The following is a 25,525-nucleotide window of genomic DNA, read 5'->3' on the forward strand; positions in this document are numbered from 1 at the left end:
CGCCGACGCCGAGGGCGCGTTCATCGACCTCACCGCCGAGCAGCGCGCGCTGCAGGCCGAGCTGCGCGAGTACTTCTCCACCCTCATCTCGCCGGAGGAGGCCGCGGACATCGCGACCACGCGTCACGGCGACACCTACGCGGAGATCATCAAGCGGATGGGCCGCGACGGCTGGCTGGGCGTGGGCTGGCCCACCGAGTACGGCGGCAAGGGCTTCGGCCACATCGAGCAGCAGATCTTCACCAACGAGGCCACCCGCGCCGACGTGCCGCTGCCCTCGGTGACGCTGCAGACCGTCGGCCCGACTCTGCAGAAGTACGGCACCGAGAAGCAGAAGGAGAAGTTCCTCCCGGGGATCCTCGACGGGACGATCCACTTCGCGATCGGGTACTCCGAGCCCGACGCCGGCACCGACCTCGCCGCGTTGCGCACCACGGCGCGCAGGGACGAGGCGACCGGCGACTGGATCATCAACGGGCAGAAGATGTGGACCACCGGCGGGCACCACGCCGACTACATCTGGCTCGCCGCCCGCACCGGCACCCCCGATTCCCGGCACCGCGGGCTGACGATCTTCATCGTGGACACCACCGACCCCGGCTTCTCGTTCACGCCGATCATCACCTGCGACGGCGCCCACCACGTCAACGCGACCTACTACTCGGACGTGCGCGTCCCGGCGGACATGGTCGTGGGCGAGGTCGACGGCGGCTGGAAGATGCTCACCACGCAGCTCAACCACGAGCGCGTCATGCTCGCCCCGTCGGGCCGGCCGGGCGGGTACTACGACGAGCTCGCCGCCTGGGCCCGCGGCACCGGCGCCGACGGCGTGCGCCACCTGGACCGGCCCGAGGTGCGGCGTGGCCTCGCGGAGATCTTCGCGATCGTCCGGCTCAACGAGCTGCTCAACTGGCAGGTCTCCTCGACGGGCGACAACCCGTCGATGGGCGACTCCGCCGCGTCGAAGGTGTTCTCCACGGAGAAGATCCAGCACGTCGGCCGGATCGTCGAGGAACTGCTCGGCCGCTTCGGCGACCTCACCGATCCCGACACGGCGGCGCTGCAGCGCTGGTTCGACATGATGAACAAGCGCAACGTCGTGATCACCTTCGGCGGCGGCGTCAACGAGGTCATGCGTGAGCTGGTCTGCATGGGCGGCCTCGGCATGCCCCGCACGGCGCGCTGACGCCGGCCCCGTCCCGACAGCGCGGCCCGCTGCGCATCCCACCCCGACGAGAAGGCACCCATGAGTGACGACACGGTGTTCAACGACACAGTGACCGACGAGCGCACCTCGCGCATCCTCGCCGCGGCCGACGAGGTCAAGGCCTCCGGCGGAAGCGCCCGCCGCGCGGGTCGCGACCCCATCAACCTGCCGATGATCCGCAACTGGACCGAGGCGATCGGCGACACCAACCCGATCTACGAGTCCGAGGAGGCGGCCGTCGCGGCCGGCCACGGCGGACTCGTCGCCCCGCCCGCGATGGCGCAGGTGTGGACCATGCGCGGGCTCGGCAAGACCCGCGAGGCCGACGACCCGCTGGGCCGCATGACCGACATCCTCGACGCCGAGGGCTTCACCTCGGTCGTCGCGACCAACTGCGACTCCACCTACCACCGGTACACCCGCCCGGGCGAGGAGGTGACCATCCAGTCGGTCCTCGTCGACGTGGTGGGCCCCAAGACCACGGGCCTGGGCGAGGGCTGGTTCTTCACCACCCGCAACTACTGGCGCGTCGGCGACGAGGTCGTGGCCGAGATGGACTTCCGGATCCTCAAGTTCCGCCCGCCGGCCAGGACCGCCGAGCCGGCCGCATCGGAGGAGCGGATCGTCGCCAGCTCCGGCTCGGCGACCGACGACCTGGTGGTGGGCAAGGTCCTGCGCCCGTCGGTCTCGCACGACACGCAGTTCTTCTGGGACGGCGTCGCCGCCCACGAGCTGCGCATCCAGAAGCGCGAGGACGGCTCACTGCAGCACCCGCCCGTGCCGGCGCTGTGGAAGGACAAGTCCGAGCAGACCGACTACGTCGTGTCCTCCGGCCGCGGCACCGTGTACAGCTTCGTGGTCCACCACGCGCCACGGGTTCCGGGCCGCACGAAATTCCCCTTCGTCATCGCGCTGGTGGAGCTGGAGGAGGGCGTGCGCATGCTCGGCGAGCTGCGCGACGTCGACCCCGCCGAGGTCCGCATCGGTATGGACGTCGAGGTGGAGTTCCTCGACATGCCGGGTGACGAGTCCGAGGACGCGGCCTTCGGCACCGATCCGTGGACGCTGTACGCCTGGCGACCGGCCGGCGCGCCCACGGTGGACCGTCAGATGCCCGAGGCCCGGGAAGGGGCCGTCAAGTGAGCGAGAACAGTGCAGTGACCGACGTGATCTGCCCCGCCGAGCCGCCCGCCGCGCGAGTGGGGGACCGGCTGCCCGAGCTGACCATCGAGGGGACGCCGACGTTCATCGTGGCCTCCGCCCTGGCGACGCGGGACTTCCAGGACGTCCACCACGACCGCGACCTGGCCCACGCCAAGGGCTCGAACGACATCTTCGTCAACATCCTCACCGACACCGGTCTCGTGCAGCGGTTCGTCACCGACTGGGCGGGCCAGCGGGCCCGCATCACGTCGATCAAGCTGCGCCTCGGCGTGCCCTGGTACGCGTACGACTCCCTCACCCTCACGGGTGAGGTCACGGGGATCGACGACGACGGGCTGGTCACGCTGAAGATCGTCGGCACGGACTCGCTGGGCGCGCACGTCACCTCGACCGCGACCCTCTACATGAACGGAGACCCGCAGTGAGCTCCCTCGCGGACAAGGCGTCGATCGTCGGCATCGGCGCGACCGATTTCTCCAAGGACTCCGGCAGGTCCGAGCTCCGTCTGGCCGCCGAGGCCGTCCGCGCGGCGGTGGCCGACGCCGGACTGCAGCCGTCAGACGTCGACGGCCTGGTGTCGTTCACGATGGACACCAACACCGAGGTCGCCGTCGCCCGCGCCGCCGGGATCGGCAGCCTCAACTTCTTCTCCCGCATCCACTACGGCGGCGGCGCGGCGTGTGCGACGGTCCAGCAGGCGGCGATGGCCGTGGCGACCGGCGTGGCGGAGGTCGTGGTCTGCTACCGCGCGTTCAACGAGCGCTCGGGGATGCGCTTCGGGCAGGTCAACTCGGCGCTCGTGCACCAGGTGAACTCCTCGGGCACGGACAACGCGTTCTCCTATCCGCACGGCCTGTCCACCCCGGCCGGGTTCGTCGCGATGGTCGCGCAGCGCTACATGCACGAGTACGGCGCGACGAGCGAGGACTTCGGCCGTGTCGCGGTGGTGGACCGCAAGCACGCCGCGGCCAACCCGGCGGCGTTCTTCCACGGCAAGCCCATCACGCTGGAGGAGCACCAGGCCTCGCGCTACATCGCCGAGCCCCTGCACCTGCTGGACTGCTGCCAGGAGTCGGACGGCGGCCAGGCGATCGTGGTGACCACGCCCGAGCGGGCCCGCGACCTGCCGCACACGCCGGTCTCGATCGCGGCCGCGGCCTCGGGTTCCGGGCCGGACCAGTACATCATGACCTCGTACTATCGCCCCGAGCTCGCGGGGCTGCCCGAGATGGGGATCGTCGGCGACCAGCTGTGGTCCCAGTCCGGCCTGCGGCCCGAGGACATGGACATGGCGGTGCTGTACGACCACTTCACGCCGTACGTGCTCATGCAGCTCGAGGAGCTCGGCTTCTGCGGGCGCGGCGAGGCCAAGGACTTCGTCCGCGAGCACGGCGCCCTCGAGGTGGGCGGCCGGTTGCCGCTCAACACCCACGGCGGCCAGCTCGGCGAGGCGTACATCCACGGTATGAACGGCATCGCCGAGGGCGTGCGTCAGCTCCGCGGGGAGTCGGTCAACCAGGTCGCCGGCGCCGAGAAGCTCGTCGTCACCGCAGGGACCGGCGTGCCCACCTCGGGACTGGTCCTCACCGTCTGACCCGGTTCACCGGAAGTCACATCACATATATGTGATCGGCGTTAGGGTGGGTGCATGACCCTCGCCTGTCGCCTCGCCGACGATGCCGTCCGCGGCCCGACGCTCCACGACGTCGTGGGCGACGCCGCGTTCCTGGCCGGGGCGCCCAGGCGGTTCCTCATGGAGATCGCCCTGCAGCCGGTCGGGCACGGCGTCGCCGACCACAGCCGGGCGCTACGGGATCCGGTCGAGTACTCGGCCTTCGACCCCGGGCTGCAGCTCTGGGTGGCCGGGTGCATGTACTACGGCGGGCGGGACATGTGGCAGCGCATGTTCGGTCCACTCGACGACGAGGCCGCCGAGCGGCTCTACCGCGAGTTCCAGACCTACGGCACCTCGCTGCAGGTCCCGCCGGAGGACTGGCCGGCCGACCGGGCGGCCTACGACGCCTACGTGGCGCGGACCCTGGACGGGATCGAGATCGACGAGCGGGTGCGTGAGTACGGGGCCAGGCTGCTCGACCCGTCCGGGCACCCCCTGCCGGCCCGCCCGGTCTTCCGCCTCATGCGCTTCCTCACCATCGGGTTGCTGCCCGCGCAGCTGCGGGACGCGTACGGCTTCGCCTAGAGCCCGGTCGACGAGCGCCGGTTCAGCACGCTGATGGCCGTGGGGGCACGCCTGTACCGCAGGACGCCGCGACGGGTTCGCGAACTGCCCAAGGACCTGCTGCTGCGCGCGTCCCGGAAGGCCGTGTCCGCGCACGCCTGACACGCGTCCGCGCACGCCGGACGTGGCCCGACGCGCGCCCGCGCCGCCGGCTCAGCGGCGCAGGCACCCCCGGACGAACGACCCGATGTCGCGGACCGCGACCCGAGCCTCCGGGACGAGCGGATGGAAGACCTGGAACACGTGGAACTGGTCCGGCCAGAGCTGGAACTCGTGGCGCACGCCGTGCTCGGCGAAGTTCTCCGCCATCCGCTCGATCCCGCCCCGGAAGATCTCCTGGCCGCCGGCCTGGATGAGGAACGGCGGCCAGTCCGGGGACGGCTCGTAGTTGATCGGGGAGATGGCCGGATCGTCCGGGTCCACCCCGGGCGCGTACTGGCGTCGGCACAGTTCGGCGAGCCCCAGGGCGAGGAACGGGTCCTTGCGCGCCCGGTCCCGCTCGGTCATGTCCGTGAAGTCCAGGTCGACCCAGGGGGAGAGCAGCACGACGCCCGCCGGCATCGGCGCCCGCGTCCTCTCGAGGTGGGCTACCAGCTGCAGGGCCAGGTTGCCCCCGGCCGAGTCGCCGGCGACCACGATGTTCTCGGCCGGGAACCCCATCTCGATCAGCCACTCCCAGCCGGCGATAGTGTCCTCGGTGGCCGCCGGGTGCGGATGCTCGGGCGCGAGCCGGTAATCCGGCAGGAAGACCGGAATGCCGGTCTCGCTGGCGATCCGGGACGCGAGCGCCTTATGTGACCACGGGGATCCGAACGTGAAGCCGCCGCCGTGGACGTGGTAGATCACCTTGTCGGAGTCGAAGAACCGCTTGCGGCCCACCCACAGGCCGGGCACCGGCCCGTCCGACGACCAGTCGTTGGTGCTCTCCAGCGCGGCGGCGCGGCCCGTTCCCGAGGTGAGGGTCCGCAGCCGCCCGAGCGAGGCGTCGGTCGCGGGCATCCGGTCCAGGGCGGGGCGCACGAACAGGCGCAACGCCTCGGCGAGGCTCCGCGAGCGCAGCGTCCCCTGCTCGGCCGGGCCCTGGAGGACGGGCCCCCGCCGGGACGGCCGGTCGGCCTCGCGGTCGGACGAACGGCGGCCGTCCTGGGGGACCTCGCCGGACCCGGTCGAGCGTGGCAGTCGGAGGCCACCGTCGTACGGCGGGCCGGGATGTCGGGACCGTGATCCGCTCATGTGCGCAATGTAGACGCTCGACCGACGGTGGTCACCCGTAACCATGCCCGGAGGTATGTCGCCAGGTAGAACTGGTTGCAGTAATGTCCGATTGTCGCTGCTCAGGACCCGGTCTGGACATGAGAACAAGTTCAGGCCACAATGTGAGATCAGACACACACCCGCCGCTCTTAAGGACCTGCCCCGATGACCGACGCAGTTGCCGATCAGTCCACCGATCCCCTCGCCGGAACCAACCCGGACATGAACGAAGCCGCCGTGTTCGAGGCCGTGGTCGACAAGATCCCGGACAACCTGCTGCTCACCATGGACGGTGTCGACTACACGTACCGGCAGATCGACGAGCTCGCCAACCGGATGGGTCACCTCCTCAAGGCCTACGGCGCGGAACCGCTCAGTCACGTCGCGCTGTACATGAAGAACAGCGCCGAGCACATGGCCGCCATCGTGGCGTCCATGAAGATCCGAGTGGCCGGGATCAACGTCAACTACCGCTACACCCCGGCCGAGCTCGTCTACCTGTTCAACGACTCGCAGTCGGTCGCCGTGATGGTGGACGCCGAGTTCGCCGAGACGATGGCCGCCGCTGTGCCGCAGCTGACCAGCACGCGCACGGTTCTCGCCGTCGGCGGGACGCCTCAGGTCCTCGTGGACGCGTGTGCGGCCGCCGGTCTCACCCTGGTCGACGTCGACGCCGAGCTGCCGGAGCAGTCGTCGGAGCGCGATTTCGAACCGGCCCGCGGTGACGACCACTGGATCGTCTACACCGGCGGCACGACCGGGTTCCCCAAGGGCGTCCAGTGGGAGATGTCGGACTACTACTACGCGTGCCTGTCCGGCGGTAACCCCTACGGCGACAAGCGGCACAGCCCGCAGGAGGTCGCGGACAACGTCTCGCCAGACGGCGGCTTCCGCGTCGTCATCTCCGCCCCGCTCATGCACGGCGCCGGACTGTTCACGCTGCTGACCTTCGTGAACATGGGCGGCCACCTGATCCTGTTCCGCGACTTCGACCCGGAGGTCATCGTGGACGCGACCGCCGAGCACAAGGCTGGCCTGTTGATGTTCGTCGGCGACGGCATGGCCGTGCCGATCACCGACGCCCTGCTCGACGCCAAGAAAACCAAGGACTTCAGCTCGATGTTCATGGTCGCCTCCGGCGGCGGCATCTGGTCCAAGTCTTCGCGTGACCGCCTGCACGAGGAGTTCCCGAACGTCATCATCCGCGACAACTTCGGCGCCTCCGAGACCGGCAACGACGGCGAGCTCAACCTCAACGAGGACGGCGAGATGGTCCTGGCGCCGACCCCGCGCCTCGGGCTGATCGACGAGTCCAACCAGCCGGTCGCCCCCGGATCAGACGTGGTGGGCTACATCGTGCGCCGCGGTCACGTCCCGCTCGGCTACTGGAACGACCCGGAGAAGACCGCCAAGACCTTCCCCGTGGTCGACGGTCAGCGGGTCGCGGTGCTCGGCGACATGGGCCGGATCCGCGAGGACGGCTCCATCGTGTTCCTGGGCCGCGGCTCGGGCTGCATCAACACGGGCGGCGAGAAGGTCTTCCCCGAAGAGGTCGAGCAGGCGCTCAAGGCCCACCCGGCCGTGCACGACGCGCTGGTCGCCGGCGCCCCCGACCCGCGCTTCGGACAGAAGGTCGCCGCAGTCGTGTCCTTCCGCGAGGGCACGTCGGCCGAGCCGGAGGAACTCTCCGCATTCCTGCGTGAGTCCCTGGCCAACTACAAAGTGCCCAAGGTGATCGTCGTCGTGCCCGAGATCCGCCGCTCGCCCGCGGGCAAAGCCGACTACAAGTGGGCCAAGGAGCAGATCTCCACCCAGTGACGCGCGATCAGTGACGTCCGAGCAGTGACGCACGAGAACTGACAGCCCCCGGCCGGGTCCACACCAGCGGGCCCGGCCGCGGTGCGTCGCGGGGAGCGCGCGTCGTGTCTCGCGGAGTGCGGAGCCGGTCAGCCGGCGGAGAGGAGCCGCTCCACCGCGCCCATCGGTACCGGGACCCACCCGGGCCGGTTCCGTGACTCGTAGACCACCTCATACAGGGCCTTGTCCAGCGTGTACGCCCGCAGGAGAGCCCCGGAGTCGCGGGGATCGACGTCGCTGACCTCGGCGTACCCCGAGCAGAAAGCGTCGACGTTGCGGTCACGCCACTCGCGGGCCCGGAAGCGCAACTGCCGGTCCTCCACGCCGACGAGCGTGTGCTGGGCCGCGTAGTCGAGACTGCGCAGGATTCCCGCCACGTCCCGCGCCGGCGAGTCCGGGACCCGGCGCTCGGCCAGCGGTGCGGCCGGCTCACCCTCGAAGTCGATGACGATCCAGCGGTCCGGCGCGCGCAGGGTCTGGCCGAGGTGCAGGTCGCCGTGGATGCGGTGGACCCGCACCGGGCCGGAGCCGGCGACCTCGTCGAACACCGCGCGCGCGGCGTCCGCGAACTCCGCCAGCGCCGGCACCTCGGCCACCGCCGCGTCCAGCCGCGCCCGCATCGACGCCACGAGGTCGGTCCCGTCGCGGGTCGTCACCCCGGTCGCGGCCGCCAGGTCCTCGTGTACCTGCGCCACGGCCGCGCCGAGCCGGCAGGCCTCGTCGGCGAAGTCTGTGCCCACCTCCTCGGCCAGGAGGTCGGCCTCGGCGAACAGGTCCCGCACGCTCGCCGTGGCCATCGCCCACCCGTCGGCCGCGCCCGCCATGAACTCCTGGGCCATCGCCAGGGTCGTGGGCCCGGCTCCGGTGTCGCCCACCTCGCCGTCGTCCAGTTCCACCCACCCCCGCAGCGCCGCCACGGCCGGGCAGTCCCGGTCGGCCAGCGCGGCGTGGAGCTCCACGTCCGGGTTGACGCCCGGCTGGACGAGGCGGAACAGCTTGACCATGAGGTCGTCGCCGAACACCAGGGAGGAGTTGGACTGCTCGCCCTCGAGCAGTCGCCCCCCCGTGGGTTCGGGCACGGGCGCGTCGGCGACGAGGCGGAAGCGCAGGCCCCCGACCTGGGCCTGCTCACCCAGGTGCCGCAACAGTGACTCGGTCCCGCGCGGGTCACGCAGTCCGTCGTAGACGACGGGGGAGGCGCCCTCGGGGGTCAGCGGGAACGCGCGCCGGTCGCCCGGCAGCTCCGGCGCGGTGGCGATGGGCACCTGATAGCGCTGTGGCCGACCGTCCACCTCGAGATCGACGAGCAGGTGCTCGACCAGCACCTCCGGATCGTCCAGCATCACGGCGCGCCGGGCGACCCGCACGCCGCTGAGCTCGAGTCCCTTGCCGGCGAACCAGCGCTGCTCGGGCAGCCAGTCCGTGAGCAGTCGGGCCAGGGTGGCGTCGTCGATGGGGGCGATACTCACGGACCCTCCTCCGGGCTGCGCAGTTCGAGCCAGTAGAAGCCGTACCCGGGCAGCGTGAGCTGGTAGGGGTCGGCGTCGATCTCGGGGAACGGCACCCCGCCGGTGAGCTCGTACGGCTGGCGGCCGGCGAACTCGGCCAGGTCCAGCCGCACGGCCTGCGGGAACCGGGACAGGTTGTTGACGCAGAGGATGACGTCGGGCTCGCCGTCGGCGCCCTCGAGCGTGCGCAGGTAGGACAGGATCGACGGGTTGGAGCCGCCGAGGTCGACGAACTCGCCCAGGCCGAACGCGTGGTGGCCCTTGCGGACGTGGATCATCCGCCGGGTCCAGTGCAGGAGGCTCGCGGTGGAGTTCATCTGCGCCTCCACGTTGACGCCCTGGTAGCCGTACTGCGGGTCCATGATGACCGGCAGGTAGAGCCGGCCCGGGTCGCAGCGGGAGAAGCCGGCGTTGCGGTCGGGGCTCCACTGCATCGGCGTGCGGACGGCGTCGCGGTCGCCGAGCCAGATGTTGTCGCCCATCCCGATCTCGTCGCCGTAGTAGAGCATCGGCGAGCCGGGCAGGCTGAGCAGCAGCGCGGTGAACAGCTCGAGCTGGTTGGTGTCGCCGTCGAGCAGGGGGGCCAGGCGCCGGCGGATGCCGATGTTGGCCTTCATCCGAGGGTCCTTGGCGTACTCCGCGTACATGTAGTCGCGTTCCTCGTCGGTGACCATCTCGAGCGTGAGCTCGTCGTGGTTGCGCAGGAAGATCGCCCACTGCGCCGAGGACGGGATGTCGGGGGTGTGGGCGAGGATCTCGGTGACGGGGAAGCGGGACTGCCGCCGCACGGCCATGAAGATCCGCGGCATGAGCGGGAAGTGGAACGCCATGTGGCACTCGTCGCCCACCTCGGGCTCGCCGTAGTAGTCCACCACGTCGTCGGGCCACTGGTTGGCCTCGGCGAGCAGGACCCGGCCGGGGTACTCCTCCTCGACCACGGCGCGGCACCTGCGCAGGAACTCGTGGGTCTCGGGCAGGTTCTCGCAGTTGGTGCCGTCGCGCTCGAACAGGTACGGCACGGCGTCCAGGCGGAAGCCGTCGATGCCCAGGTCCAACCAGAAGCGCAGGACGTCGATCATCGCCTCCTGGACCTCGGGGTTGTCGTAGTTGAGGTCCGGCTGGTGGGAGAAGAAGCGGTGCCAGTAGAACTGCCCGCGCACGGGGTCGTAGGTCCAGTTGGACGACTCGGTGTCGACGAAGATGATGCGGGCCTCGGGGTACCGCGTGTCGTCGTCGGACCACACGTAGAAGTCGCCGTACGGGCCCTCCGGGTCGGAGCGGGACTCCTGGAACCACGCGTGGGTGTCGGAGGTGTGGTTCATGACGAGGTCGGTGATGACCCGGATGCCGCGGCTGTGCGCCTGGTCGAGGAACTCGACGAAGTCCTCGACGGTGCCGAACTCGGGCAGCACGGTGCGGAAGTCGCGGATGTCGTAGCCGCCGTCGCGCAGCGGCGAGTCGTAGAACGGCGGCAGCCACAGGCAGTCCACCCCGAGCCACTGCAGGTAGTCGAGCTTCTCGGTGAGGCCGCGCAGGTCGCCCGTGCCGTTGCCGTCGGAGTCGTAGAAGGCCCGGACGAGGACCTCGTAGAACACCGCGGTCTTGTACCAGTCGCGGTCGATCTCCAGCTCGGACGCGTGCCTGTAGTCGTCGGCGCTGGGCTCCACGACGTGGCCGTCGTCGGTGAGTTCGGGGTCGGCCGGCCGTGGGTCGGCGGCGCGTGACTCGACGGGGTGGGACTCGGACTGCAGGCGCGGCTTGGGTGCCATGTGGGCGAGCCTACGGCCCCGTACGATCCGGTGCATGCGGAAAATCGACCCGACCGAGCGGGTCCGCGGCGTCATGCGGGCCTTCCGGGACCGGCACGGCCGGCGCGCCCGTGCGCTCGCCGTGCGGTTGGAGGGCGACGACGACGAGGTGGTCATCCGCCCGTGGGAGCTGCGGTTGCCGAGGTCGGTCGTCTACGCGGCGGCCCGGTCCAGGGGCTGGGAACCCGTCGGGGGCACGCGGGCGCTCGTCCAGCGGGGCCCGTGGCTCGAGCCGATGCGGTTCACACGATGAGCCCCGGCTGGGTGCTCACTTTCCTGGCGCTGCTCCCGCTGCTCGCGTGGGGGATCGCCGCCGCGGTGGTCGCCGCCCGCCGGTGGTGGTGGCGCCGGGGGGACGACCGCACGCGCGCCCTGCGGTTGGCCCGGATGTTGCGCGGCGGCGACCTCGTCGTCGTCCCCACCTCGGACGTCGACCTCCCCGAGGCCACTGTCCTGGCCGTCGCGGCGGACGCCGGGTACCACCTCGTGGGCTACGAACGTGCGGACACGCCCCTGCGCCGCCGGGTCGGGGTGTTCGTGCGCATCGGCGGGGAGGTCGACGCGGTGATCAGGGGCGTGCCCGCACCCCGGTAGCGTGACGCGCATGCGCATCGGGATGGCTCTGAACTACAGCGGCGGGTTCGCCGAGACGGCCGCGGAGGCCGCCGACCTCGAGAGGGCGGGATTGGACATCGCGTTCGTCCCGGAGGCGTACTCGTTCGACGCCGTGAGCCAGCTCGGCTACCTCGCGGCCAAGACCTCCACCATGGAGCTGGCGTCGGGGATCCTGCAGATCTATACCCGTACGCCCACGCTCACCGCCATGACCGCCGCCGGGCTGGACTTCGTCTCCGACGGCCGGTTCGTGCTGGGCCTGGGCGCCTCCGGCCCGCAGGTCGTCGAGGGCTTCCACGGCGTGAAGTACGACGCGCCGCTGGCCCGCACGCGCGAGGTGATCGAGATCTGCCGGAAGGTGTGGCGCCGCGAGAAGGTCGTCCACGACGGGAAGAAGTACCAGATCCCGCTGCCCGCCGACCAGGGCACCGGCCTGGGCAAGCCGCTCAAGCTCATCAACCACCCGGTGCGTTCGACCATCCCCATCGTCCTGGCCGCGCTCGGGCCGAAGAACGTCGAGCTCGCGGCCGAGATCGCGGACGGATGGCAGCCGCTGTTCTTCCACCCGGAGAAGGCGCACATCGCGTGGGGGGACGCGCTGGCGGCGGGCAGGGCGAAGCGCGACCCGTCGCTCGGCGAGCTCGACGTCTACGCCGGCCCCGCCCTGGCGATCTGTGACGAGTCCGAGGTCCCCTTCTACCTGGACCTCGTCCGCCCGCACCTCGCCCTCTACATCGGTGGCATGGGCGCCCGCGGCAAGAACTTCTACAACGAGCTCGCGTGCCGCTACGGTTACGAGGCCGAGGCCGCCCGCATCCAGGACCTGTACCTGGACGGCAAGAAGGAGGAGGCCGCCGCGGCGGTCCCCGACGAGCTGGTCCGCTCGGTCTCCCTCATCGGGCCCGCCGGATACGTCGCCGAGCGGGTCGAGGCGTTCCGCGAGGCCGGCGCCACCACGCTCACCGTGGTGCCCATGGCCCTCGACGCGCCCGGCCGCCTGCGCCTGGTGGAGCAGTTCCGCGAGATGTGCTGAGCCGCGGTCGCGCCGGGCGCGGAGACGACGACACCCCGCGGTGATCGACCGCGGGGTGTCCGTCAGGAAGTTCGTCAGGCGTGGGCGCCGCCGGTCAGGCGAGGTCGACCACGACGTTCTTCAGCACGGGGGCGTCGTCGCGCTCCGCGACGGTGGCCGCCACGAGCAGGCGCGAGCCCTCCTCCCACACGCGGATGCGCATGGTCTCGCCGGGGAAGAAGATGCCGCCGAAGGTGACTCCGTAGCCGCTGACGCGGGAGACGTCGCCGCCGAGCACCTCGTCGACCACCGCACGCAGGACCAGGCCGTACGAGCACAGGCCGTGCAGGATCGGACGCGGGAACCCGGCGGCCTCGGCGAACGCGGGGTCCGAGTGCAGCGGGTTGCGGTCACCGCACAGGCGGTAGAACAGCGCCTGCTGGGGGAGCGTGGCCACCTCGATGGAGTGGTCGGCGTCCCGCTCGGGGTACTCGACCTTCTCCGAGGTTCCGCGCTCACCGCCGAAGTCGCCCTCGCCCTTCGCGAAGATGCCGGACCGGGACGTCCACAGCTTCTCGCCGTCGGAGGAGACCGTCTCGGACTCCTGGATGATCACCGCGGCCGAGCCCTTGTCCTGGATCTCGGCGATCGTCGTGGTGGTCACGGCGGTGCCGGACGCCGGGATGGGGCGGTGCAGCGTGACGGACTGGCTGCCGTGGACGACCTTCGCGAGGTCGATCTCCACGCCGGGGAAGGACACCTTCGGCGCCTCGGTGACGTTCATCGTGGCGGCGACCGTGGCGAACGACGGCAGCACCTTGGGCTCGGTGTCGTGAACGTACTCGAGACCGGTGGTGTCCATGGGGTCGGCGGCCGCGCCGACGGACAGCGCGTAGAGCGCCACGTCGGAGGCCGTCCAGGAGAACTCCTGGGAGGGCAGCTGTGCCCCGAGGGCGGTGTCGAGATCGATCGGCACGTCAAACTCCCGTCTTCTGGGTGGATGGGGTGGAGGCGAGCATGTGCTCCACGGCGAGGTAGCCGAAGACCATGGCGGGTCCGATTGTGGCGCCCGGCCCGGCGTAGGTGTGACCCATGACCGGGGAGGACGCGTTGCCCGCGGCGTAGAGGCCCTCGATCACGGAACCGTCCTCGCGCAGCACGCGGCCGTGGACGTCGGTGTTCGCGCCGCCCTTGGTGCCGAGGTCGCCCGGCACCATCTTGGCCGCGTAGAACGGGGCCTTGCGGACGGGGCCGAGGCTCGGGTTGGGCTTGTTGGTCGGGTCGCCGTAGTAGTGGTCGTAGCCCGACTCGCCGCGCTGGAAGTCCTCGTCGCGGCCCTTCTCGGCGAAGCCGTTGAACCGCTCGGCGGTGCGCTCGAGGGCGTCGGCCGGCACGCCGATGAGATCGGCGAGCTCGGCGAGGGTGTCGGCCTTGTGGAAGTTCTCGCTCGCGAGCCACTTCCTGGGCAGCGGCTGCTTGGCCTGCAGACCGGCGAAGAGGTACCGGTTCTTGTACTCCTGGTCGAAGATGATCCAGGCCGGCAGGTTCTCGGCCGGCCCCTCGCCCTGGCCGTACTCGCCGCCGTACATCTTGTGGCCGGCCTCGACGTAGGGCAGTGACTCGTTCATGAAGCGCTCACCGCGCGGGTTGACCATGAAGGAGCAGGGCAGGGACCGCTCGGCCAGCGCGAACCAGGGCCCGCGCGGGAGCATGATGGTGGGACCCCACCAGGCGTCCTCCATGAAGGACAGCTCGGCGCCGACCTTCTCCATGGCCTCGATGCCCTCGCCGGTGTTGGCGGCAGCACCCACCGTCCAGTCCGTGGGGATGGGCTGACGCTGGTACTTGTCCCGCATCTCCTGGTTGTGCTCGAAGCCACCGGAGCCCATCACCACGCCGAGGCGCGCGCGCAGCGTGATCTCCTCGCCGTTCCGCGTGGCGGTGATGCCGACGACCCGCTCCTCGTTGCCGGAGCCCTCGGTGACGAGGCCGGTCATGGGCGTCTCGAGCCACACCGGCGCGCCCGCGTCGAGCAGGCCCTTGCGGAGGCCCGCGATGAGCGCGCGGCCCATGCCCACCGAGTTCTGCCCACGGGCCTTCGCGAGGAACATGCGCAGCGACACCTTGATCGAGCGGCGGATGCCCTTGGTGGTCGGCCGCTGAAGGAGGTTGAGCCACCGGTAGTCGGACTGCATGACCACCATGTTCGCCGGCGCCTTGGCGTAACCGGGTTCGAGCTTGTCGGCCTCGGAACCGAGCTGCCGCAGGTCGAACGGCTTCGGCTCGACGGACCGACCTCCGAGGCGACCGCCGGGGGCCTCCGGGTAGTAGTCGGAGTAATCCTTGACCCACTCCAGCTGGAGCGGGGAGTTGGCGAGGACGAAGTCGAGGACCTCGGGCCCGCGGTCGACGTAGGTGTCGATCCGCTCGGCCGGGACGACGTCGCCGACGATCGACCGGAGGTAGGTCCGCGCGGCCTCAGGGGTGTCGAGGACACCGTCGCGCTGGAGCACCGAGTTGTTGGGGATCCACACGCCGCCGCCGGAGCGGGCGGTGGAGCCTCCGTAGCGCGGGGCCTTCTCTACGAGGACCACGCTGAGGCCCTTCTTTGCTGCCGCGAGGGCGGCCGTCATGCCTGCTCCACCGCTGCCTACGACGACGACGTCGAATTCCTGGTCTGCCATGTAGAACACGTTATAGAACTGATCGCCGTCGCGCCAGACGCCCCAGGTAGCATGCCCGTCATGCTCACTGAGGAGACCCGCGCCACTCTTGCCCAGCGACTCTGGGACGCCGAGACCGACGTCTCGCCGATCGCCCCGCTGACCGACGACCATCCTGACATGGACGCGGACGACGCGTTCGAGATCCAGCTCATCAACATCCGCCGAAAGCTCGACTCCGGCGCCGTCGTCACCGGCCACAAGGTGGGCCTGGCGTCCAAGGCGATGCAGGAGATGATGGGGGTTGACGAGCCCGACTACGGTCACCTGCTCGACACGATGGAGTACCCGGAGGGCGCGCCGATCGAGGCGGCGCGCTTCTGTTTCCCGCGCGTCGAGGTGGAGGTGGGCTTCATCCTGGGTGCTGACATCCCGCCGGAGGGGTGCTCACAGGAGGAGGCCGCGGCGGCGATCGAGTGGGTCGTCCCGTCCATCGAGCTGATCGATTCCCGGATCCGGGACTGGAAGATCAAGCTGCCGGACACGATCGCGGACAACGCCTCGTCGTGCGGTTACGTCATCGGCCAGCAGCGGCGCGTGCGTCTGGCGGACATCGACGTGGCCGCGATCGAGGCGACCCTCTACAAGAACGGAGAGTTCCTCGCCTCGGGCCGCTCCGACGCCGTGCTGGGCAACCCGCTGAACTCGGTGGGCTGGCTGGCCTCGACGGTCGCCAAGTTCGGCGTTCGCCTGCGCAAGGGCGACGTCATCCTCCCGGGTACCGCCATCCGCGCGATGGACGCGACGCCGGGTGACACCTTCCGCGCGGAGTTCGCGGGCCTGGGCGACGTGTCGATGGCGTTCCGCTAACGGTCCGAGCTCAGGGCGCGTCCGGCTGCTGCGGCGACGCGGGTGACCAGTGGTTCGAGTCGGGCCAGTGCACTCTCGTCCGCCGCGCTCGTGGACAGGGCCGCGACTGCCCGCGTGCCGCCGGCGCCCTCCTCGTCGTCGTCGAACACCGGCGCCGCCACGCAGTACAGCCCGGGCGTGAGTTCGGCGCGGTCCACCGCGCGCTTCTTCCGGCGGATCTCGCCGAGCTCCACCGCGAGAGCGTCGGGCGAGGTCAGTGTGGTCTCGGTCCACGCGACCATCGGCCCCTGCGCGACGCGGCCGGCGGCGTCCTCGTCGAACGCCAGCATCGCCTTGCCGACCCCCGTGCAGTACGCGGGTAACCCGCCCCCGATCCGTGACGGCGACGGGATCGGACGCGGTCCGTGCAGCTTGTTGAGATAGACGACCTCGTCCCCGTGCAGTGTGGCCAGGTGGACGGTCGCGCGCGTGGCCTCGAAGAGGTGCGCGAGGAACGGCGTGAGGACCTGCCGGATCCGCTCGTACTCGGGCGAGACGGGAATCGGGTCGAGTTCGTGGACCAGCGGCCCGAGCCGGTAACGCTGGCCGATCCGCGTCACCGCGTCGTTGCGCTCGAGAGCGGCGAGCAATCGCAGCGCCGTGGACTTGGCCAGCCCCGTCTCCCGCGCGATCTCGCTCAGCGTCATCCCGGTGCCCGCCGCCGTCACGCGCAGGACCTCGAAGGCGCGATCGACGGGGGAGGTGGGCGGCTCTGTCATGCGGTGAGTGTAGCGCGCGGGGCAGACATTCCGGACAGATACTATCGAACGTTTGCACTAATCATGCGGAGCGATTAGGGTCGTATGTACGTTCTACGGATGCGGCGCGGGGGTGGTGGAGATGTCGGTAGCAAAGCCGCTGTTCGCCGTCTCCGATCCGCTCGGCGCTGCGGACATGACGGCGGTCAGCGACGCGGCGCGGGCGGCGACGCTGGCGCAGAACCGGGCCGGGGCCACCCGGTTGGAGGCCGCGCACGAGCTCGTCCGGCAGTTCTCCCGCGCGTCGGAGGCGGAGGCGGCCGACGCGGAGCGCCGCGAGGCGTCGCCGCGGCCGGCCTATGCGCGACTGGCTCCGGAGTCCCGGGCTCGTGACCATCTCGCGGCGGCGTGCCAGCTCACGTGTTGGCACGCCGAGCGGCTGGTCACGGCCGGGGTGCAGATCCATTCCCGGCTGTCTCGACTGAGATCCTCGGTCGAACGGGGGCTGGTGCCCGAGCAACTGGCCATCGATATCGCCTGCAGGTTGGCTGGTGTGCCCGACTCGATCGTCTCCGACGTGGAGGACGAGTTGATGGCCGGTCTCACCGGAGACCTGGAGGGCGGGGACCGGCCGAGTCGCGACGCGGTGGACTCGCGGATCGACGAGCTCGTCGGCCGGTTCGACCCCGCCGGGGCGGAGGAGGCGGAGGCTGAGGCCCTCGCTTCCCGCATGGTGCGGTTCCGGACCGGCCGCAACGGTATGACCGACCTCTTGGCGAAGCTGCCCCTGGCGGAGGCGGAGTTGTTGCGTGGGCGCATCGAAGCCGAGGCGCGCGCCGCGTCGGAGGACGGCGTTCCCGGGACGCTGGATCAGCTTCGGGCGGACGCCCTCGCGTCGCTGGCGGTGTACGCGAACAGCGGCGATTCGAGCGGCGCGGGCGATGATGGCGCGGGCAGCGGCGACGCGGTCAGCGGTGAAGTCGCGGATGAAGGAGCGATCGAGCTCGGCGATGTCCGAGCGGGCGCGGACCTGCCGCGGCCGTCGCTCGGTAACGCCGCGAACGCCGGGCAGGCGATCCGGATCAGCGTGATCACCGCGGCCGCGCAGGGGCTCCCCAACCGGGTCGAGTTCGTCCACGGCGCGTACAGCAGCTACAACTGGCTCTGTCAGCAGCTCCTCGAGGGCGACGACGCCAGCGTGCGTTTCGAGCTGATCGATCCCGCGCCCGGCGCCGTGGACTCGCCGGACCACGGACTGCGATACCTGATCAGCCCGGCCATGGCGGAGCGGATCCGCCTCCGCGACGGCACGTGTCGGCACCCGGGGTGTTCGGTGCCGGCGAAGGACTGTGATGTGGATCATGTGATCGCGTTCAACAAGCGCGATCCGGAACTCGGTGGCCCGACTCTCGAGTGGAACCTCGTGTGCCTCTGCCGCAAGCATCACCGCGAGAAGACGTTCGGGTCGAACGCCTACCGGCCCGGCCCGCTCGGCGAACTGATCATCCTCACAGAGACCGGCCACCGGCACCGCACCAGACCACGGGGGCCGTTGGCCCGCGCCCGTGACGGTATCCGGGAACGGGAGTGGGAGGACTACGCCGATCGGCTGATCTCCGCGGACGGGTACATCACAAACCCGCCCGGGACGGAGCGGTCCCGCGGGCGACCCGCCTAGCGAACTCCGCCAGCCCATGTCGTTGTGCCGTTGAGTGGCACAGCTGTTTGTGGCGTGCGTTCCCCGCGCGCGACACTGCTCTCATGACAGAGAAGACCAAGCTCACAGCAGCGATCGTGGGGTCCGGCAACATCGGCACCGACCTCATGTACAAGCTCGAGCGCAGTGAGTACATCGAGCCCAAGTGGATGATCGGCATCGACGCCGAATCCGAGGGTATGAAGCGCGCCGCCGAACACGGCCTCGTCTGCATGGCCGGCGGCGCCGACGAGCTGCTCGCCTCCATCGAGGCCGGCGGCGAGAAGCCCGACCTCCTCTTCGAGGCCACCAGTGCATACGTGCACAAGGAGTACGCGCCCAAGTACGAGGCCGCCGGCATCGTCGCCATCGACCTGACGCCCGCGGCCGTCGGCCCCATGGTGATCCCGCCCGCGAACCTCCGCGAGCACCTCGACGCCCCCAACACCAACATGGTCACCTGCGGTGGCCAGGCCACCATCCCGATGGTCCACGCCGTCTCGTCGGTCGTCCCCGTCGACTACGCGGAGATCGTCGCCTCGGTGTCCAGTGAGTCCGCCGGCCCCGGCACCCGCGCGAACATCGACGAGTTCACGCAGACCACCAAGACGGCCATCGAAAAGGTCGGCGGCGCCAAGCAGGGCAAGGCCATCATCATCCTCAACCCGGCCGAGCCGCCCATGATCATGCGCGACACGATCTTCTGCTCGATCCCCGAGGACGCGGACCACGACCTCATCACCACCGCCATCCGCAAGCGCGAGAAGGAGATCCAGGAGTACGTGCCGGGCTACCGGCTGCTCCAGGAGCCGCAGTTCGATCCGCCCACCGAGATCACCGGCGGCATGGCCCGCGTGGCGATTTTCGCCGAGGTCGAGGGCGCGGGAGACTTCCTGCCGCCCTACGCCGGCAACCTCGACATCATGACCGCCGCCGCCGCGAAGGTGGGCGAAGAGATCGCCAAGAGCAAGCTCGGAGTGTGACAGACATGGACAAGACCAACCCGCTCAACGCCCAGGCCCGTGCCTACAGCGACGAGCTCGACATCCGCATCACCGACTCCTCGCTCCGCGACGGCTCCCACCACAAGCGCCACCAGTTCTCGGTGGAGGACGTCCGCAACGTCGTCGCCGCCCTCGACGGCGCGGGCGTGCCGGTCATCGAGGTCACCCACGGCGACGGCCTCGGCGGCGCGTCGTTCAACTACGGCTTCGCCAAGTCCTACGACCAGGAGCTCATCAAGGCCGCGGCGGAGACCGCCACGCAGGCCAAGATCGCGTTCCTCACGCTGCCCGGCCTGGGCATCAAGGACGACATCCTCGCCGCGCGCGACAACGGCGGCTCGATCTGCCGCGTCGCCACCCACTGCACCGAGGCGGACGTCTCCATCCAGCACTTCGGCTACGCCCGCGAGCTGGGCCTCGAGACCGTGGGCTTCCTCATGATGAGCCACACCCAGCCGCCGGAGGTGCTCGCCAAGCAGGCCCGCATCATGGCCGACGCCGGCTGCCAGTGCGTCTACATCGTCGACTCGGCCGGCGCGCTGGTCATGGACCAGGTCTCGGACCGCGTCTCCGCGCTCGTCGCGGAGCTCGGCGACGACGCCCAGGTCGGCTTCCACGGCCACGAGAACCTCGACATCGGCGTGGGCAACTCGATCATGGCCATCCGCGCTGGAGCCCAGCAGATCGACGGCTCGACCCGCCGCTTCGGCGCCGGCGCGGGCAATACCCCCGTGGAGGCGCTGGTCGGCTGCTGCGACAAGCTCGACATCCGCACCGGCATCGACTTCTTCAAGATCGCCGACGCGGCCGAGGACGTCGTCCGCCCGCTCATGCCCAACGAGTGCATCGTCGACCGTCAGGCCATGATGCTCGGCTACGCGGGCTGCTACTCGTCGTTCCTCAAGCACGCCGAGGGCCACGCGCAGCGGTACAACGTGCCGGCGTCCGAGATCCTCATCCGTGCTGGTGAGCGTCGCCTCGTGGGCGGCCAGGAGGACCAGCTCATCGACATCGCGCTGGAGATCCAGAAGGAACTGGCGAACGCCTGATCCTCACCCCGCCCGCCGCAGCCGCGCACCTGATCCGAGAGGTGCGCGGCTGCGGTCGTCTCAGGCCTTCTTCGCCACGCTCGACCGGCAGGGCACGGGGCCGGGGCCTCTGGCTGTCACGGGTCGACCCTCGTCCCGCCGAGTGCCCAGGTGACGACCGGCTCGAGGGTCGACTCGTCGACCAGTTGGAGGCGGCGGGAGTGCAGTAGCAGCTGCGCGGCGGGAGCCTCGGGCGTCCTGCGGAGTTCGCGGCGCAGGGCGGCCATGAGGACGCGGTCGGGCCAGGTGAGCCGCGCCGGGTCGAGGTCCCCGCGGAGCTGGAACGTGGTGACGGCGCGGCGGGTCGCGGCGACGAGCCTGGCGGCCAGGTCACCGCGCCCGGGGTCGTCAGCGGGGGAGAGTCCGACGACGACGAGGGCTGCGCGCCCGGGAGCGGAGCGGATAGCCCGGATGATCCGGCGCCGCCCGAGGATCCGTGTCGCGTAGAGAGGTGCGAGCACGATCAACGGGTCGGCGTCGTGGGCGGTCCTCAGCGTCGACAGTTCGACGGCGGGCGTGCTGAGCTGCTCCGCGAGGGCGACGGCGTAGCGGCGCGTGGAACCGTACTTCGAGGTGAAGGCGACGACCGGGGAGTTCACGCTCCCCAGTCTGTCACCGTGGACTCACTCGGAGTAGGAGACCTCAACGCGGTCGGTCTTGGGCAGGAGCTGGCAGCTCAGGACGTACCCCTCCTCGACCTCCTCGGGGTCGAGGATCCCGTTGTGGATCATCTCGACCTCGCCGGACTTGAGAATGCACGCGCACGCGGAGCACTCGCCCTTGCGGCAGGAGAACGGCGCCTTGATCCCCTTGGAGAGCAGGACGTCGAGGAGCGGGGTCTGGCGCGGCCAGGAGACCTCGTGGACCTCGTCGTCGAGCTCGACGATCGCGGTGGCGGGGCCGGCCCCGTCCTCACCGGGGGAGTCGTCGATGGCGATCTCCGCGAACGGGTCTCCCTCGATGGAGGAGAACACCTCGGTGTGGATGAGGTGCATGTCGGCGCCGGAGCGGCGCAGGCCGTTCTTCACGGTCTCCATGAACGGCGCGGGGCCACAGATGTAGGAGTGGCGCTTGGCGGCGACGGGCTGGAGGAGGTTGCCGACCATCTCGGCGGTGGGGATGCCGGAGACGGACTCGAGCCAGTGGACGACCGTGAGGCGGTCGGGGTTGTTGCGCTGCAGTTCCTGCAGCTCGTCCTTGAAGATGACCGACTTCTCGTCACGGTTCGCGTACACCATGACGATGTGGCCGGTGCCCTGCGCGAGCGCGGACTTGAGGATCGACATGACCGGGGTGACGCCCGACCCGGCGGCCAGGAGGATGAAGTCCTGGTCGAGGTTCTTGGGGGTGAAGATGCCGGACGGCGCGAGCACGTGCATGCTCATGCCGGCCTCGGCGTTGTCACACAGCCAGTTGGAACCGTAGCCGTCGATCGTGCGCTTGACGGTCACCTTGAGCCGGGCGTCCTCGGTGGGGGAGCTCGACAGGGAGTAGCAGCGCGCGACCGAGCCGGTCTGCTCGCTCGGGATGCGCAAGGTGAGGAACTGCCCCGGGGTGTACCTGAAGTCGTCCTCGCAGCCGGCGGGGATGTCGAAGACGATCGACTTGGCGTCGGCGGTCTCCTCGATCACGTCCGCGATCGTGAGTTCGCGGACGAAGGAGCCGAGCTGTGGGGTGTCGGTCATGGATGCGGAGCCTATCGCTTTGATACGCGGGGACGGGTGGTCGCAGGGCACTATGGCAGACGGCGGCGACCTCCTCCGAGCGTTTCTCACTCAGTGGAAGTCGCCTGCCGTCAGGGTGTCACTCGGGGACGAACAGCGGGTTGACCATGTGTTCGTCGTCGGCCGGGTCCACGCCCTCGGAGATGGTCAGCAGACCCTCCGCGTAGGCGTAGCGGATGCTCGCGAGCATCCGGGGGCAGGTGTCCTCACCCTCCGGCCGTTCGCCGCCCGCGCGCCAGTCGGTGAGTACGGGGCACGTGCGGTCGCTGCCCTCGGTCCACTGGATGGACGTGTGCTTCTCGCTGTTCTTGCGAACCGAGACGCACGCCCCGCAGCTACGGCACTCGACGGGTTGGAAGCCCGCCCGTGTGTAGGTCTCGCGGTCGAGGTCGGTGTACGAGTGGAGCCGCGCGGCGCGCGCCGGGTCGGTGTCGTCCCAGGTCGGCGCGCGCCGCGCGTCGTTCTTCTTGAACATCAGTTCTGCGACCGGGTGGCGCCCGCCTCGCCGGCGACCTCTGCCATGCCGGTGTACTGGGTCTGCTCGTCGGAGATCTCGGCCTCACCGGCCTCCTGCTTGCGCATGTTCTCGGCGACCTCCTTCTCCCAGTACTGGTTGGCGGCGGTGGTGTCGACCTCGAACTCGAAGCGCTCGGTCATCTCGGGCGTCACCTTGTCGCGGCCCACGTAGAACTGCTCGTACCAGCGGCGGAGCTGGTAGACGGGGCCGTCCTCCTCGCAGAGGAGCGGGTTGGCGATCTGGGACTTGCGCTGCCAGATGCGGACGTCCTGGAGGAAGCCCTCGCCGAAGAAGGTGGCGATCTTGGCGGCCATCTTCTCGGAGGTGGCGTCGTCGAAGCCCCGGGGCTTCTTGACCGACAGCCCGTACATCAGCACGAACGAGTTCTGGTCGATCGGGTAGTGGCAGTTGATGAGGATGGCCTCGGTTTCGAAGCCGCCGTACATCTGCTTGAGCGGGTTGATCATGTACGCCGGGCCGAAGTAGGAGGCCTCGGATTCGAGCAGCGTGTCCCCGTACTTTCCGCCGGACGGGTCGTGGTCGGGACGCCCCTTGGTGTTGAGGTACTGGGTCGCCTTCTGGCCCTCGAAGACGTTCTTGAAGTAGGTCGGGAAGGCGTAGTGGATGTAGTAGAAGTGCGCCATGTCGACCACGTTGTCGACGATCTCCATGCAGTTGGACCCCTCGATCACGAGGCGGTTCCACTGCCAGTCGGTCCACTCGCCGGTCTCGTACTCGGGGATGGCGGGGATGGCGTCCTCGGGCTGCGGCGGTTTGCCCTCGTGGTCGTGCCACACGAAGACCTGGCCGGACTGGACGTTGGTGATCCAGGAGCGGGTCTTGGCGCGCAGGGGCACGCGCTTGGCGTACGGGATGCCCTTGCACTTGCCGTCGCCGCCCCAGCGCCAGTCGTGGAAAGGGCAGGCGATGTTGCCGTCCTTGATGGAGCCGTCGGACAGGTCCCCACCCAGGTGGCGGCAGTAGGCGTCGAGGACGTTGATCTCGCCCTCGTCGTTCGCCCACACCACGAGCTTGGTGCCGAAGGCCTGGATGGAGTGGGGCTCGCCGTCGGTGAACTCCTTGACGGTGCCGATGCAGTGCCATCCGCGCGCGTACCGATCCCGGACCTCGCCGGTGTCGATTTCGCGGACGGCTCCGGGGGCCGAACCGGGTGCGGTCATGATGATCCTCCTGAGGGGCGCGAGCCGTATGAGAACAGGTTATAGAATGAGGTGGCGGGCCACAACCAGGGAGCGTTCGTGCTGGCACGGGGTGCCAGGGTCTTTCTTCCGGGAGGGGCTGCCTGGTGCGAAACTGTAACGTGTTCTAGTCTAGACCGCATCACCCCCACGCACTGCCAGAGAGGTACACATGAGCGAGTACGCCTCCCACGAGGTCATCGACCGCATCAAGGCCCTGCTGCCCGGCTTCGCCGAGCGCGCCCAGGAGACCGAGGACCTGCGCAAGGTCCATCCGCAGAACATCGCGGAGCTCGACGAGGCCGGCTTCTTCAAGCTCTGCCAGCCGGCCCAGTGGGGCGGGTACGAGGCGGACATGGAGACCTTCTACACCGCCGCCATGACGATCGCGACCGCGTGCCCGTCCACGGGCTGGTGCGCGAGCATCCTCGGCATCCACAACTGGCACCTCGCGCTGTTCCCCCAGCAGGCGCAGGAGGACGTCTGGGGCGAGGACCCGACCGTGCGGATCTCGTCGTCGTACGCCCCGATGGGCGCGGCCAAGAAGACCGCCGACGGGCTGGTGCTCAACGGCAAGTGGTCCTGGTCCTCGGGTAGCGACCACGCCGACTGGGTCTTCGTGGGCGGTCCGGTCCTCGACGAGAACGACAAGATGGTGGACTTCTGCACCTTCCTGGTCGAGAAGTCGCAGTACGAGATCGTCGACGTGTGGCACGTCGTCGGCCTCAAGGGCACCGGGTCCAACGACATCGTGGTCAAGGACGCGCTGATCCCCGAGCACCGTGTCCTGTCCTTCGGCCTCATGGCCGCCACCAAGGCGCCGGGGCTCGAGGTCAACACCAACCCGATCTACAAGATGCCGTGGGGCACCATCCACCCCACCACCATCTCCACGCCGATCGTCGGCATGGCGTTCGGCTGCTACGACGTCCACCGCTCGCACCAGCAGGAACGGGTCCGCGCCGCGTTCGGGACCAAGGTCAAGGACGACCCGTTCGCAAAGGTCCGTCTGGCCGAGGCCGCCGGCGACATCGACGCCGCGTGGCTGCAGCTCATGCGCAACGTGCGTGAGGAGCAGGACCTCGTAAGGGCCGGGGATTTCCCGGGCATGGACATCCGCACGCGCGCTCGCCGCGACCAGGTCCGCGCCACGCAACGCGCGATCGACGCGATCGGGCTGCTGTTTCAGAACTCCGGTGCCCGCGCGCTCGAGGTGAGCTCGCCGATCCAGCGGTTCTGGCGCGACGCCAACGCGGGTAGGGTCCACGCCGCCAACGAGGCGACGAAGGCGTACATCATGTATGGACAGAACGAGTTCGGCGAGAAGGTCACCGACTCGATGGTCTGATCCGTCGTCGGCGGA

General features: G+C 69.8%; 24 protein-coding genes. 14 read left to right on the forward strand and 10 right to left on the reverse strand.

Going from position 1 to position 25,525, the window contains the following annotated elements; all coding sequences use genetic code 11:
• The first annotated feature begins 22 nt into the window (after positions 1 to 22).
• From KHA85_RS02280 to KHA85_RS02300, 5 genes are read left to right on the forward strand one after another with little or no spacing between them, the layout of a single operon-like run.
• The gene (locus KHA85_RS02280; protein ID WP_213184720.1) at positions 23 to 1,186 is read left to right on the forward strand and encodes an acyl-CoA dehydrogenase family protein; all 1,164 of its coding nucleotides are present in this window, start codon (positions 23 to 25) and stop codon (positions 1,184 to 1,186) included.
• Between the two features lie 60 nt (positions 1,187 to 1,246).
• The gene (locus KHA85_RS02285) at positions 1,247 to 2,350 is read left to right on the forward strand and encodes a bifunctional MaoC family dehydratase N-terminal/OB-fold nucleic acid binding domain-containing protein (RefSeq protein ID WP_236885059.1); all 1,104 of its coding nucleotides are present in this window, start codon (positions 1,247 to 1,249) and stop codon (positions 2,348 to 2,350) included.
• Positions 2,347 to 2,796 (forward strand): MaoC family dehydratase, encoded by a 450-nt coding sequence (locus KHA85_RS02290; protein WP_438802038.1) that lies wholly within the window; start codon positions 2,347 to 2,349, stop codon positions 2,794 to 2,796. Before KHA85_RS02285 ends, KHA85_RS02290 begins: the two co-directional genes overlap by 4 nt.
• Positions 2,793 to 3,965 carry a lipid-transfer protein gene (locus KHA85_RS02295; RefSeq protein ID WP_213184649.1) on the forward strand — a complete coding sequence of 391 codons (1,173 nt, stop codon included), beginning with the start codon at positions 2,793 to 2,795 and terminating at the stop codon, positions 3,963 to 3,965. Before KHA85_RS02290 ends, KHA85_RS02295 begins: the two co-directional genes overlap by 4 nt.
• Positions 3,966 to 4,019: 54 nt before the next feature.
• A complete protein-coding gene (locus tag KHA85_RS02300) occupies positions 4,020 to 4,571 on the forward strand; it encodes an oxygenase MpaB family protein (RefSeq protein WP_236885060.1) in 552 nt (183 codons plus the stop codon).
• A 192-nt stretch (positions 4,572 to 4,763) separates the two neighbouring features.
• On the opposite strand, the gene KHA85_RS02305 is transcribed toward KHA85_RS02300, so the two are convergent.
• On the reverse strand, positions 4,764 to 5,843 hold the full coding sequence (locus tag KHA85_RS02305) for an alpha/beta hydrolase (protein ID WP_213184650.1): 1,080 nt from the start codon (positions 5,841 to 5,843) through the stop codon (positions 4,764 to 4,766).
• A 186-nt stretch (positions 5,844 to 6,029) separates the two neighbouring features.
• On the opposite strand from KHA85_RS02305, the gene KHA85_RS02310 reads away from it, so the two are divergent.
• On the forward strand, positions 6,030 to 7,682 hold the full coding sequence (locus tag KHA85_RS02310; RefSeq protein WP_213184651.1) for an AMP-binding protein: 1,653 nt from the start codon (positions 6,030 to 6,032) through the stop codon (positions 7,680 to 7,682).
• 128 nt (positions 7,683 to 7,810) lie between these two features.
• On the opposite strand, the gene KHA85_RS02315 is transcribed toward KHA85_RS02310, so the two are convergent.
• Positions 7,811 to 9,190 carry a maltokinase N-terminal cap-like domain-containing protein gene (locus KHA85_RS02315; RefSeq protein ID WP_213184652.1) on the reverse strand — a complete coding sequence of 460 codons (1,380 nt, stop codon included), beginning with the start codon at positions 9,188 to 9,190 and terminating at the stop codon, positions 7,811 to 7,813.
• The gene (gene treS / locus KHA85_RS02320) at positions 9,187 to 10,998 is read right to left on the reverse strand and encodes a maltose alpha-D-glucosyltransferase (RefSeq protein WP_213184653.1); all 1,812 of its coding nucleotides are present in this window, start codon (positions 10,996 to 10,998) and stop codon (positions 9,187 to 9,189) included. Before treS ends, KHA85_RS02315 begins: the two co-directional genes overlap by 4 nt.
• Before the next feature lie 34 nt (positions 10,999 to 11,032).
• Here treS and KHA85_RS02325 point away from each other — a divergent pair, with 34 nt between their 5' ends.
• Genes KHA85_RS02325 through KHA85_RS02335 form a run of 3 tightly spaced genes read left to right on the forward strand, consistent with a single transcriptional unit; the run spans position 11,033 to position 12,685 of the window.
• Positions 11,033 to 11,290, forward strand: coding sequence for a hypothetical protein (locus KHA85_RS02325; RefSeq protein WP_213184654.1), 258 nt, complete (start codon positions 11,033 to 11,035; stop codon positions 11,288 to 11,290).
• Positions 11,287 to 11,631 carry a hypothetical protein gene (locus KHA85_RS02330; protein ID WP_213184655.1) on the forward strand — a complete coding sequence of 115 codons (345 nt, stop codon included), beginning with the start codon at positions 11,287 to 11,289 and terminating at the stop codon, positions 11,629 to 11,631. The genes KHA85_RS02325 and KHA85_RS02330 overlap by 4 nt, the downstream gene beginning before the upstream one ends.
• Before the next feature lie 10 nt (positions 11,632 to 11,641).
• A complete protein-coding gene (locus KHA85_RS02335) occupies positions 11,642 to 12,685 on the forward strand; it encodes an LLM class F420-dependent oxidoreductase (protein WP_213184656.1) in 1,044 nt (347 codons plus the stop codon).
• 94 nt (positions 12,686 to 12,779) lie between these two features.
• Here KHA85_RS02335 and chsH3 read toward each other — a convergent pair whose 3' ends face one another.
• The gene (gene chsH3 / locus KHA85_RS02340; RefSeq protein ID WP_213184657.1) at positions 12,780 to 13,640 is read right to left on the reverse strand and encodes an enoyl-CoA hydratase ChsH3; all 861 of its coding nucleotides are present in this window, start codon (positions 13,638 to 13,640) and stop codon (positions 12,780 to 12,782) included.
• 1 nt (position 13,641) lies between these two features.
• Positions 13,642 to 15,348, reverse strand: coding sequence for a 3-oxosteroid 1-dehydrogenase (gene kstD, locus KHA85_RS02345; protein WP_236885061.1), 1,707 nt, complete (start codon positions 15,346 to 15,348; stop codon positions 13,642 to 13,644).
• 60 nt (positions 15,349 to 15,408) lie between these two features.
• Between kstD and KHA85_RS02350 the strand changes: the two genes are divergently transcribed.
• Positions 15,409 to 16,197: a 2-keto-4-pentenoate hydratase gene (locus KHA85_RS02350; protein WP_213184659.1), complete on the forward strand. Its 789-nt coding sequence runs from the start codon at positions 15,409 to 15,411 to the stop codon at positions 16,195 to 16,197.
• On the opposite strand, the gene KHA85_RS02355 is transcribed toward KHA85_RS02350, so the two are convergent.
• Positions 16,194 to 16,955: an IclR family transcriptional regulator gene (locus tag KHA85_RS02355; protein ID WP_213184660.1), complete on the reverse strand. Its 762-nt coding sequence runs from the start codon at positions 16,953 to 16,955 to the stop codon at positions 16,194 to 16,196. The genes KHA85_RS02350 and KHA85_RS02355 overlap by 4 nt on opposite strands.
• Before the next feature lie 121 nt (positions 16,956 to 17,076).
• On the opposite strand from KHA85_RS02355, the gene KHA85_RS02360 reads away from it, so the two are divergent.
• From KHA85_RS02360 to dmpG, 3 genes are all read left to right on the forward strand, one after another.
• Positions 17,077 to 18,612: an HNH endonuclease signature motif containing protein gene (locus KHA85_RS02360; protein ID WP_213184661.1), complete on the forward strand. Its 1,536-nt coding sequence runs from the start codon at positions 17,077 to 17,079 to the stop codon at positions 18,610 to 18,612.
• Between the two features lie 83 nt (positions 18,613 to 18,695).
• A complete protein-coding gene (locus KHA85_RS02365; protein WP_213184662.1) occupies positions 18,696 to 19,613 on the forward strand; it encodes an acetaldehyde dehydrogenase (acetylating) in 918 nt (305 codons plus the stop codon).
• A 5-nt stretch (positions 19,614 to 19,618) separates the two neighbouring features.
• Positions 19,619 to 20,683: a 4-hydroxy-2-oxovalerate aldolase gene (gene dmpG / locus KHA85_RS02370; protein ID WP_213184663.1), complete on the forward strand. Its 1,065-nt coding sequence runs from the start codon at positions 19,619 to 19,621 to the stop codon at positions 20,681 to 20,683.
• A 116-nt stretch (positions 20,684 to 20,799) separates the two neighbouring features.
• Here the strand turns inward: dmpG and KHA85_RS02375 are convergent, their stop codons facing one another.
• The 4 genes from KHA85_RS02375 to KHA85_RS02390 form a co-directional block, all read right to left on the reverse strand.
• Positions 20,800 to 21,321, reverse strand: a complete 522-nt coding sequence (locus tag KHA85_RS02375) for a flavodoxin domain-containing protein (RefSeq protein ID WP_007627942.1) — start codon at positions 21,319 to 21,321, stop codon at positions 20,800 to 20,802.
• Positions 21,322 to 21,345: 24 nt separating this feature from the next.
• The gene (locus tag KHA85_RS02380; protein ID WP_213184664.1) at positions 21,346 to 22,407 is read right to left on the reverse strand and encodes a ferredoxin--NADP reductase; all 1,062 of its coding nucleotides are present in this window, start codon (positions 22,405 to 22,407) and stop codon (positions 21,346 to 21,348) included.
• A 118-nt stretch (positions 22,408 to 22,525) separates the two neighbouring features.
• A complete protein-coding gene (locus KHA85_RS02385; RefSeq protein WP_061227424.1) occupies positions 22,526 to 22,921 on the reverse strand; it encodes a hypothetical protein in 396 nt (131 codons plus the stop codon).
• Positions 22,921 to 24,144 (reverse strand): 3-ketosteroid-9-alpha-monooxygenase, oxygenase component, encoded by a 1,224-nt coding sequence (locus KHA85_RS02390; RefSeq protein ID WP_213184665.1) that lies wholly within the window; start codon positions 24,142 to 24,144, stop codon positions 22,921 to 22,923. The genes KHA85_RS02385 and KHA85_RS02390 overlap by 1 nt, the downstream gene beginning before the upstream one ends.
• 190 nt (positions 24,145 to 24,334) lie before the next feature.
• On the opposite strand from KHA85_RS02390, the gene hsaA reads away from it, so the two are divergent.
• Complete coding sequence (hsaA, locus tag KHA85_RS02395) at positions 24,335 to 25,510, forward strand: 3-hydroxy-9,10-secoandrosta-1,3,5(10)-triene-9,17-dione monooxygenase oxygenase subunit (RefSeq protein WP_213184666.1); 1,176 nt, start codon at positions 24,335 to 24,337, stop codon at positions 25,508 to 25,510.
• The last annotated feature ends 15 nt before the right edge of the window (positions 25,511 to 25,525 follow it).

It is taken from the genome of Dietzia massiliensis (assembly GCF_018390595.1).
Lineage (GTDB): Bacteria > Actinomycetota > Actinomycetes > Mycobacteriales > Mycobacteriaceae > Dietzia > Dietzia massiliensis.

Excerpts from the sequence above, each read along its gene's own strand:
- hsaA (WP_213184666.1), top strand. The coding sequence starts at position 24,335 with ATGAGCGAGTACGCCTCCCACGAGGTCATCGACCGCATCAAGGCCCTG.
- KHA85_RS02385 (WP_061227424.1), bottom strand. The coding sequence starts at position 22,921 with ATGTTCAAGAAGAACGACGCGCGGCGCGCGCCGACCTGGGACGACACC.
- KHA85_RS02390 (WP_213184665.1), bottom strand. The coding sequence starts at position 24,144 with ATGACCGCACCCGGTTCGGCCCCCGGAGCCGTCCGCGAAATCGACACC.
- KHA85_RS02350 (WP_213184659.1), top strand. The coding sequence starts at position 15,409 with ATGCTCACTGAGGAGACCCGCGCCACTCTTGCCCAGCGACTCTGGGAC.
- dmpG (WP_213184663.1), top strand. The coding sequence starts at position 19,619 with ATGGACAAGACCAACCCGCTCAACGCCCAGGCCCGTGCCTACAGCGAC.
- KHA85_RS02310 (WP_213184651.1), top strand. The coding sequence starts at position 6,030 with ATGACCGACGCAGTTGCCGATCAGTCCACCGATCCCCTCGCCGGAACC.
- KHA85_RS02305 (WP_213184650.1), bottom strand. The coding sequence starts at position 5,843 with ATGAGCGGATCACGGTCCCGACATCCCGGCCCGCCGTACGACGGTGGC.
- KHA85_RS02330 (WP_213184655.1), top strand. The coding sequence starts at position 11,287 with ATGAGCCCCGGCTGGGTGCTCACTTTCCTGGCGCTGCTCCCGCTGCTC.
- kstD (WP_236885061.1), bottom strand. The coding sequence starts at position 15,348 with ATGGCAGACCAGGAATTCGACGTCGTCGTCGTAGGCAGCGGTGGAGCA.
- KHA85_RS02300 (WP_236885060.1), top strand. The coding sequence starts at position 4,020 with ATGACCCTCGCCTGTCGCCTCGCCGACGATGCCGTCCGCGGCCCGACG.
- KHA85_RS02380 (WP_213184664.1), bottom strand. The coding sequence starts at position 22,407 with ATGACCGACACCCCACAGCTCGGCTCCTTCGTCCGCGAACTCACGATC.
- KHA85_RS02285 (WP_236885059.1), top strand. The coding sequence starts at position 1,247 with ATGAGTGACGACACGGTGTTCAACGACACAGTGACCGACGAGCGCACC.
- KHA85_RS02365 (WP_213184662.1), top strand. The coding sequence starts at position 18,696 with ATGACAGAGAAGACCAAGCTCACAGCAGCGATCGTGGGGTCCGGCAAC.
- KHA85_RS02335 (WP_213184656.1), top strand. The coding sequence starts at position 11,642 with ATGCGCATCGGGATGGCTCTGAACTACAGCGGCGGGTTCGCCGAGACG.
- KHA85_RS02325 (WP_213184654.1), top strand. The coding sequence starts at position 11,033 with ATGCGGAAAATCGACCCGACCGAGCGGGTCCGCGGCGTCATGCGGGCC.
- treS (WP_213184653.1), bottom strand. The coding sequence starts at position 10,998 with ATGGCACCCAAGCCGCGCCTGCAGTCCGAGTCCCACCCCGTCGAGTCA.
- KHA85_RS02355 (WP_213184660.1), bottom strand. The coding sequence starts at position 16,955 with ATGACAGAGCCGCCCACCTCCCCCGTCGATCGCGCCTTCGAGGTCCTG.
- KHA85_RS02360 (WP_213184661.1), top strand. The coding sequence starts at position 17,077 with ATGTCGGTAGCAAAGCCGCTGTTCGCCGTCTCCGATCCGCTCGGCGCT.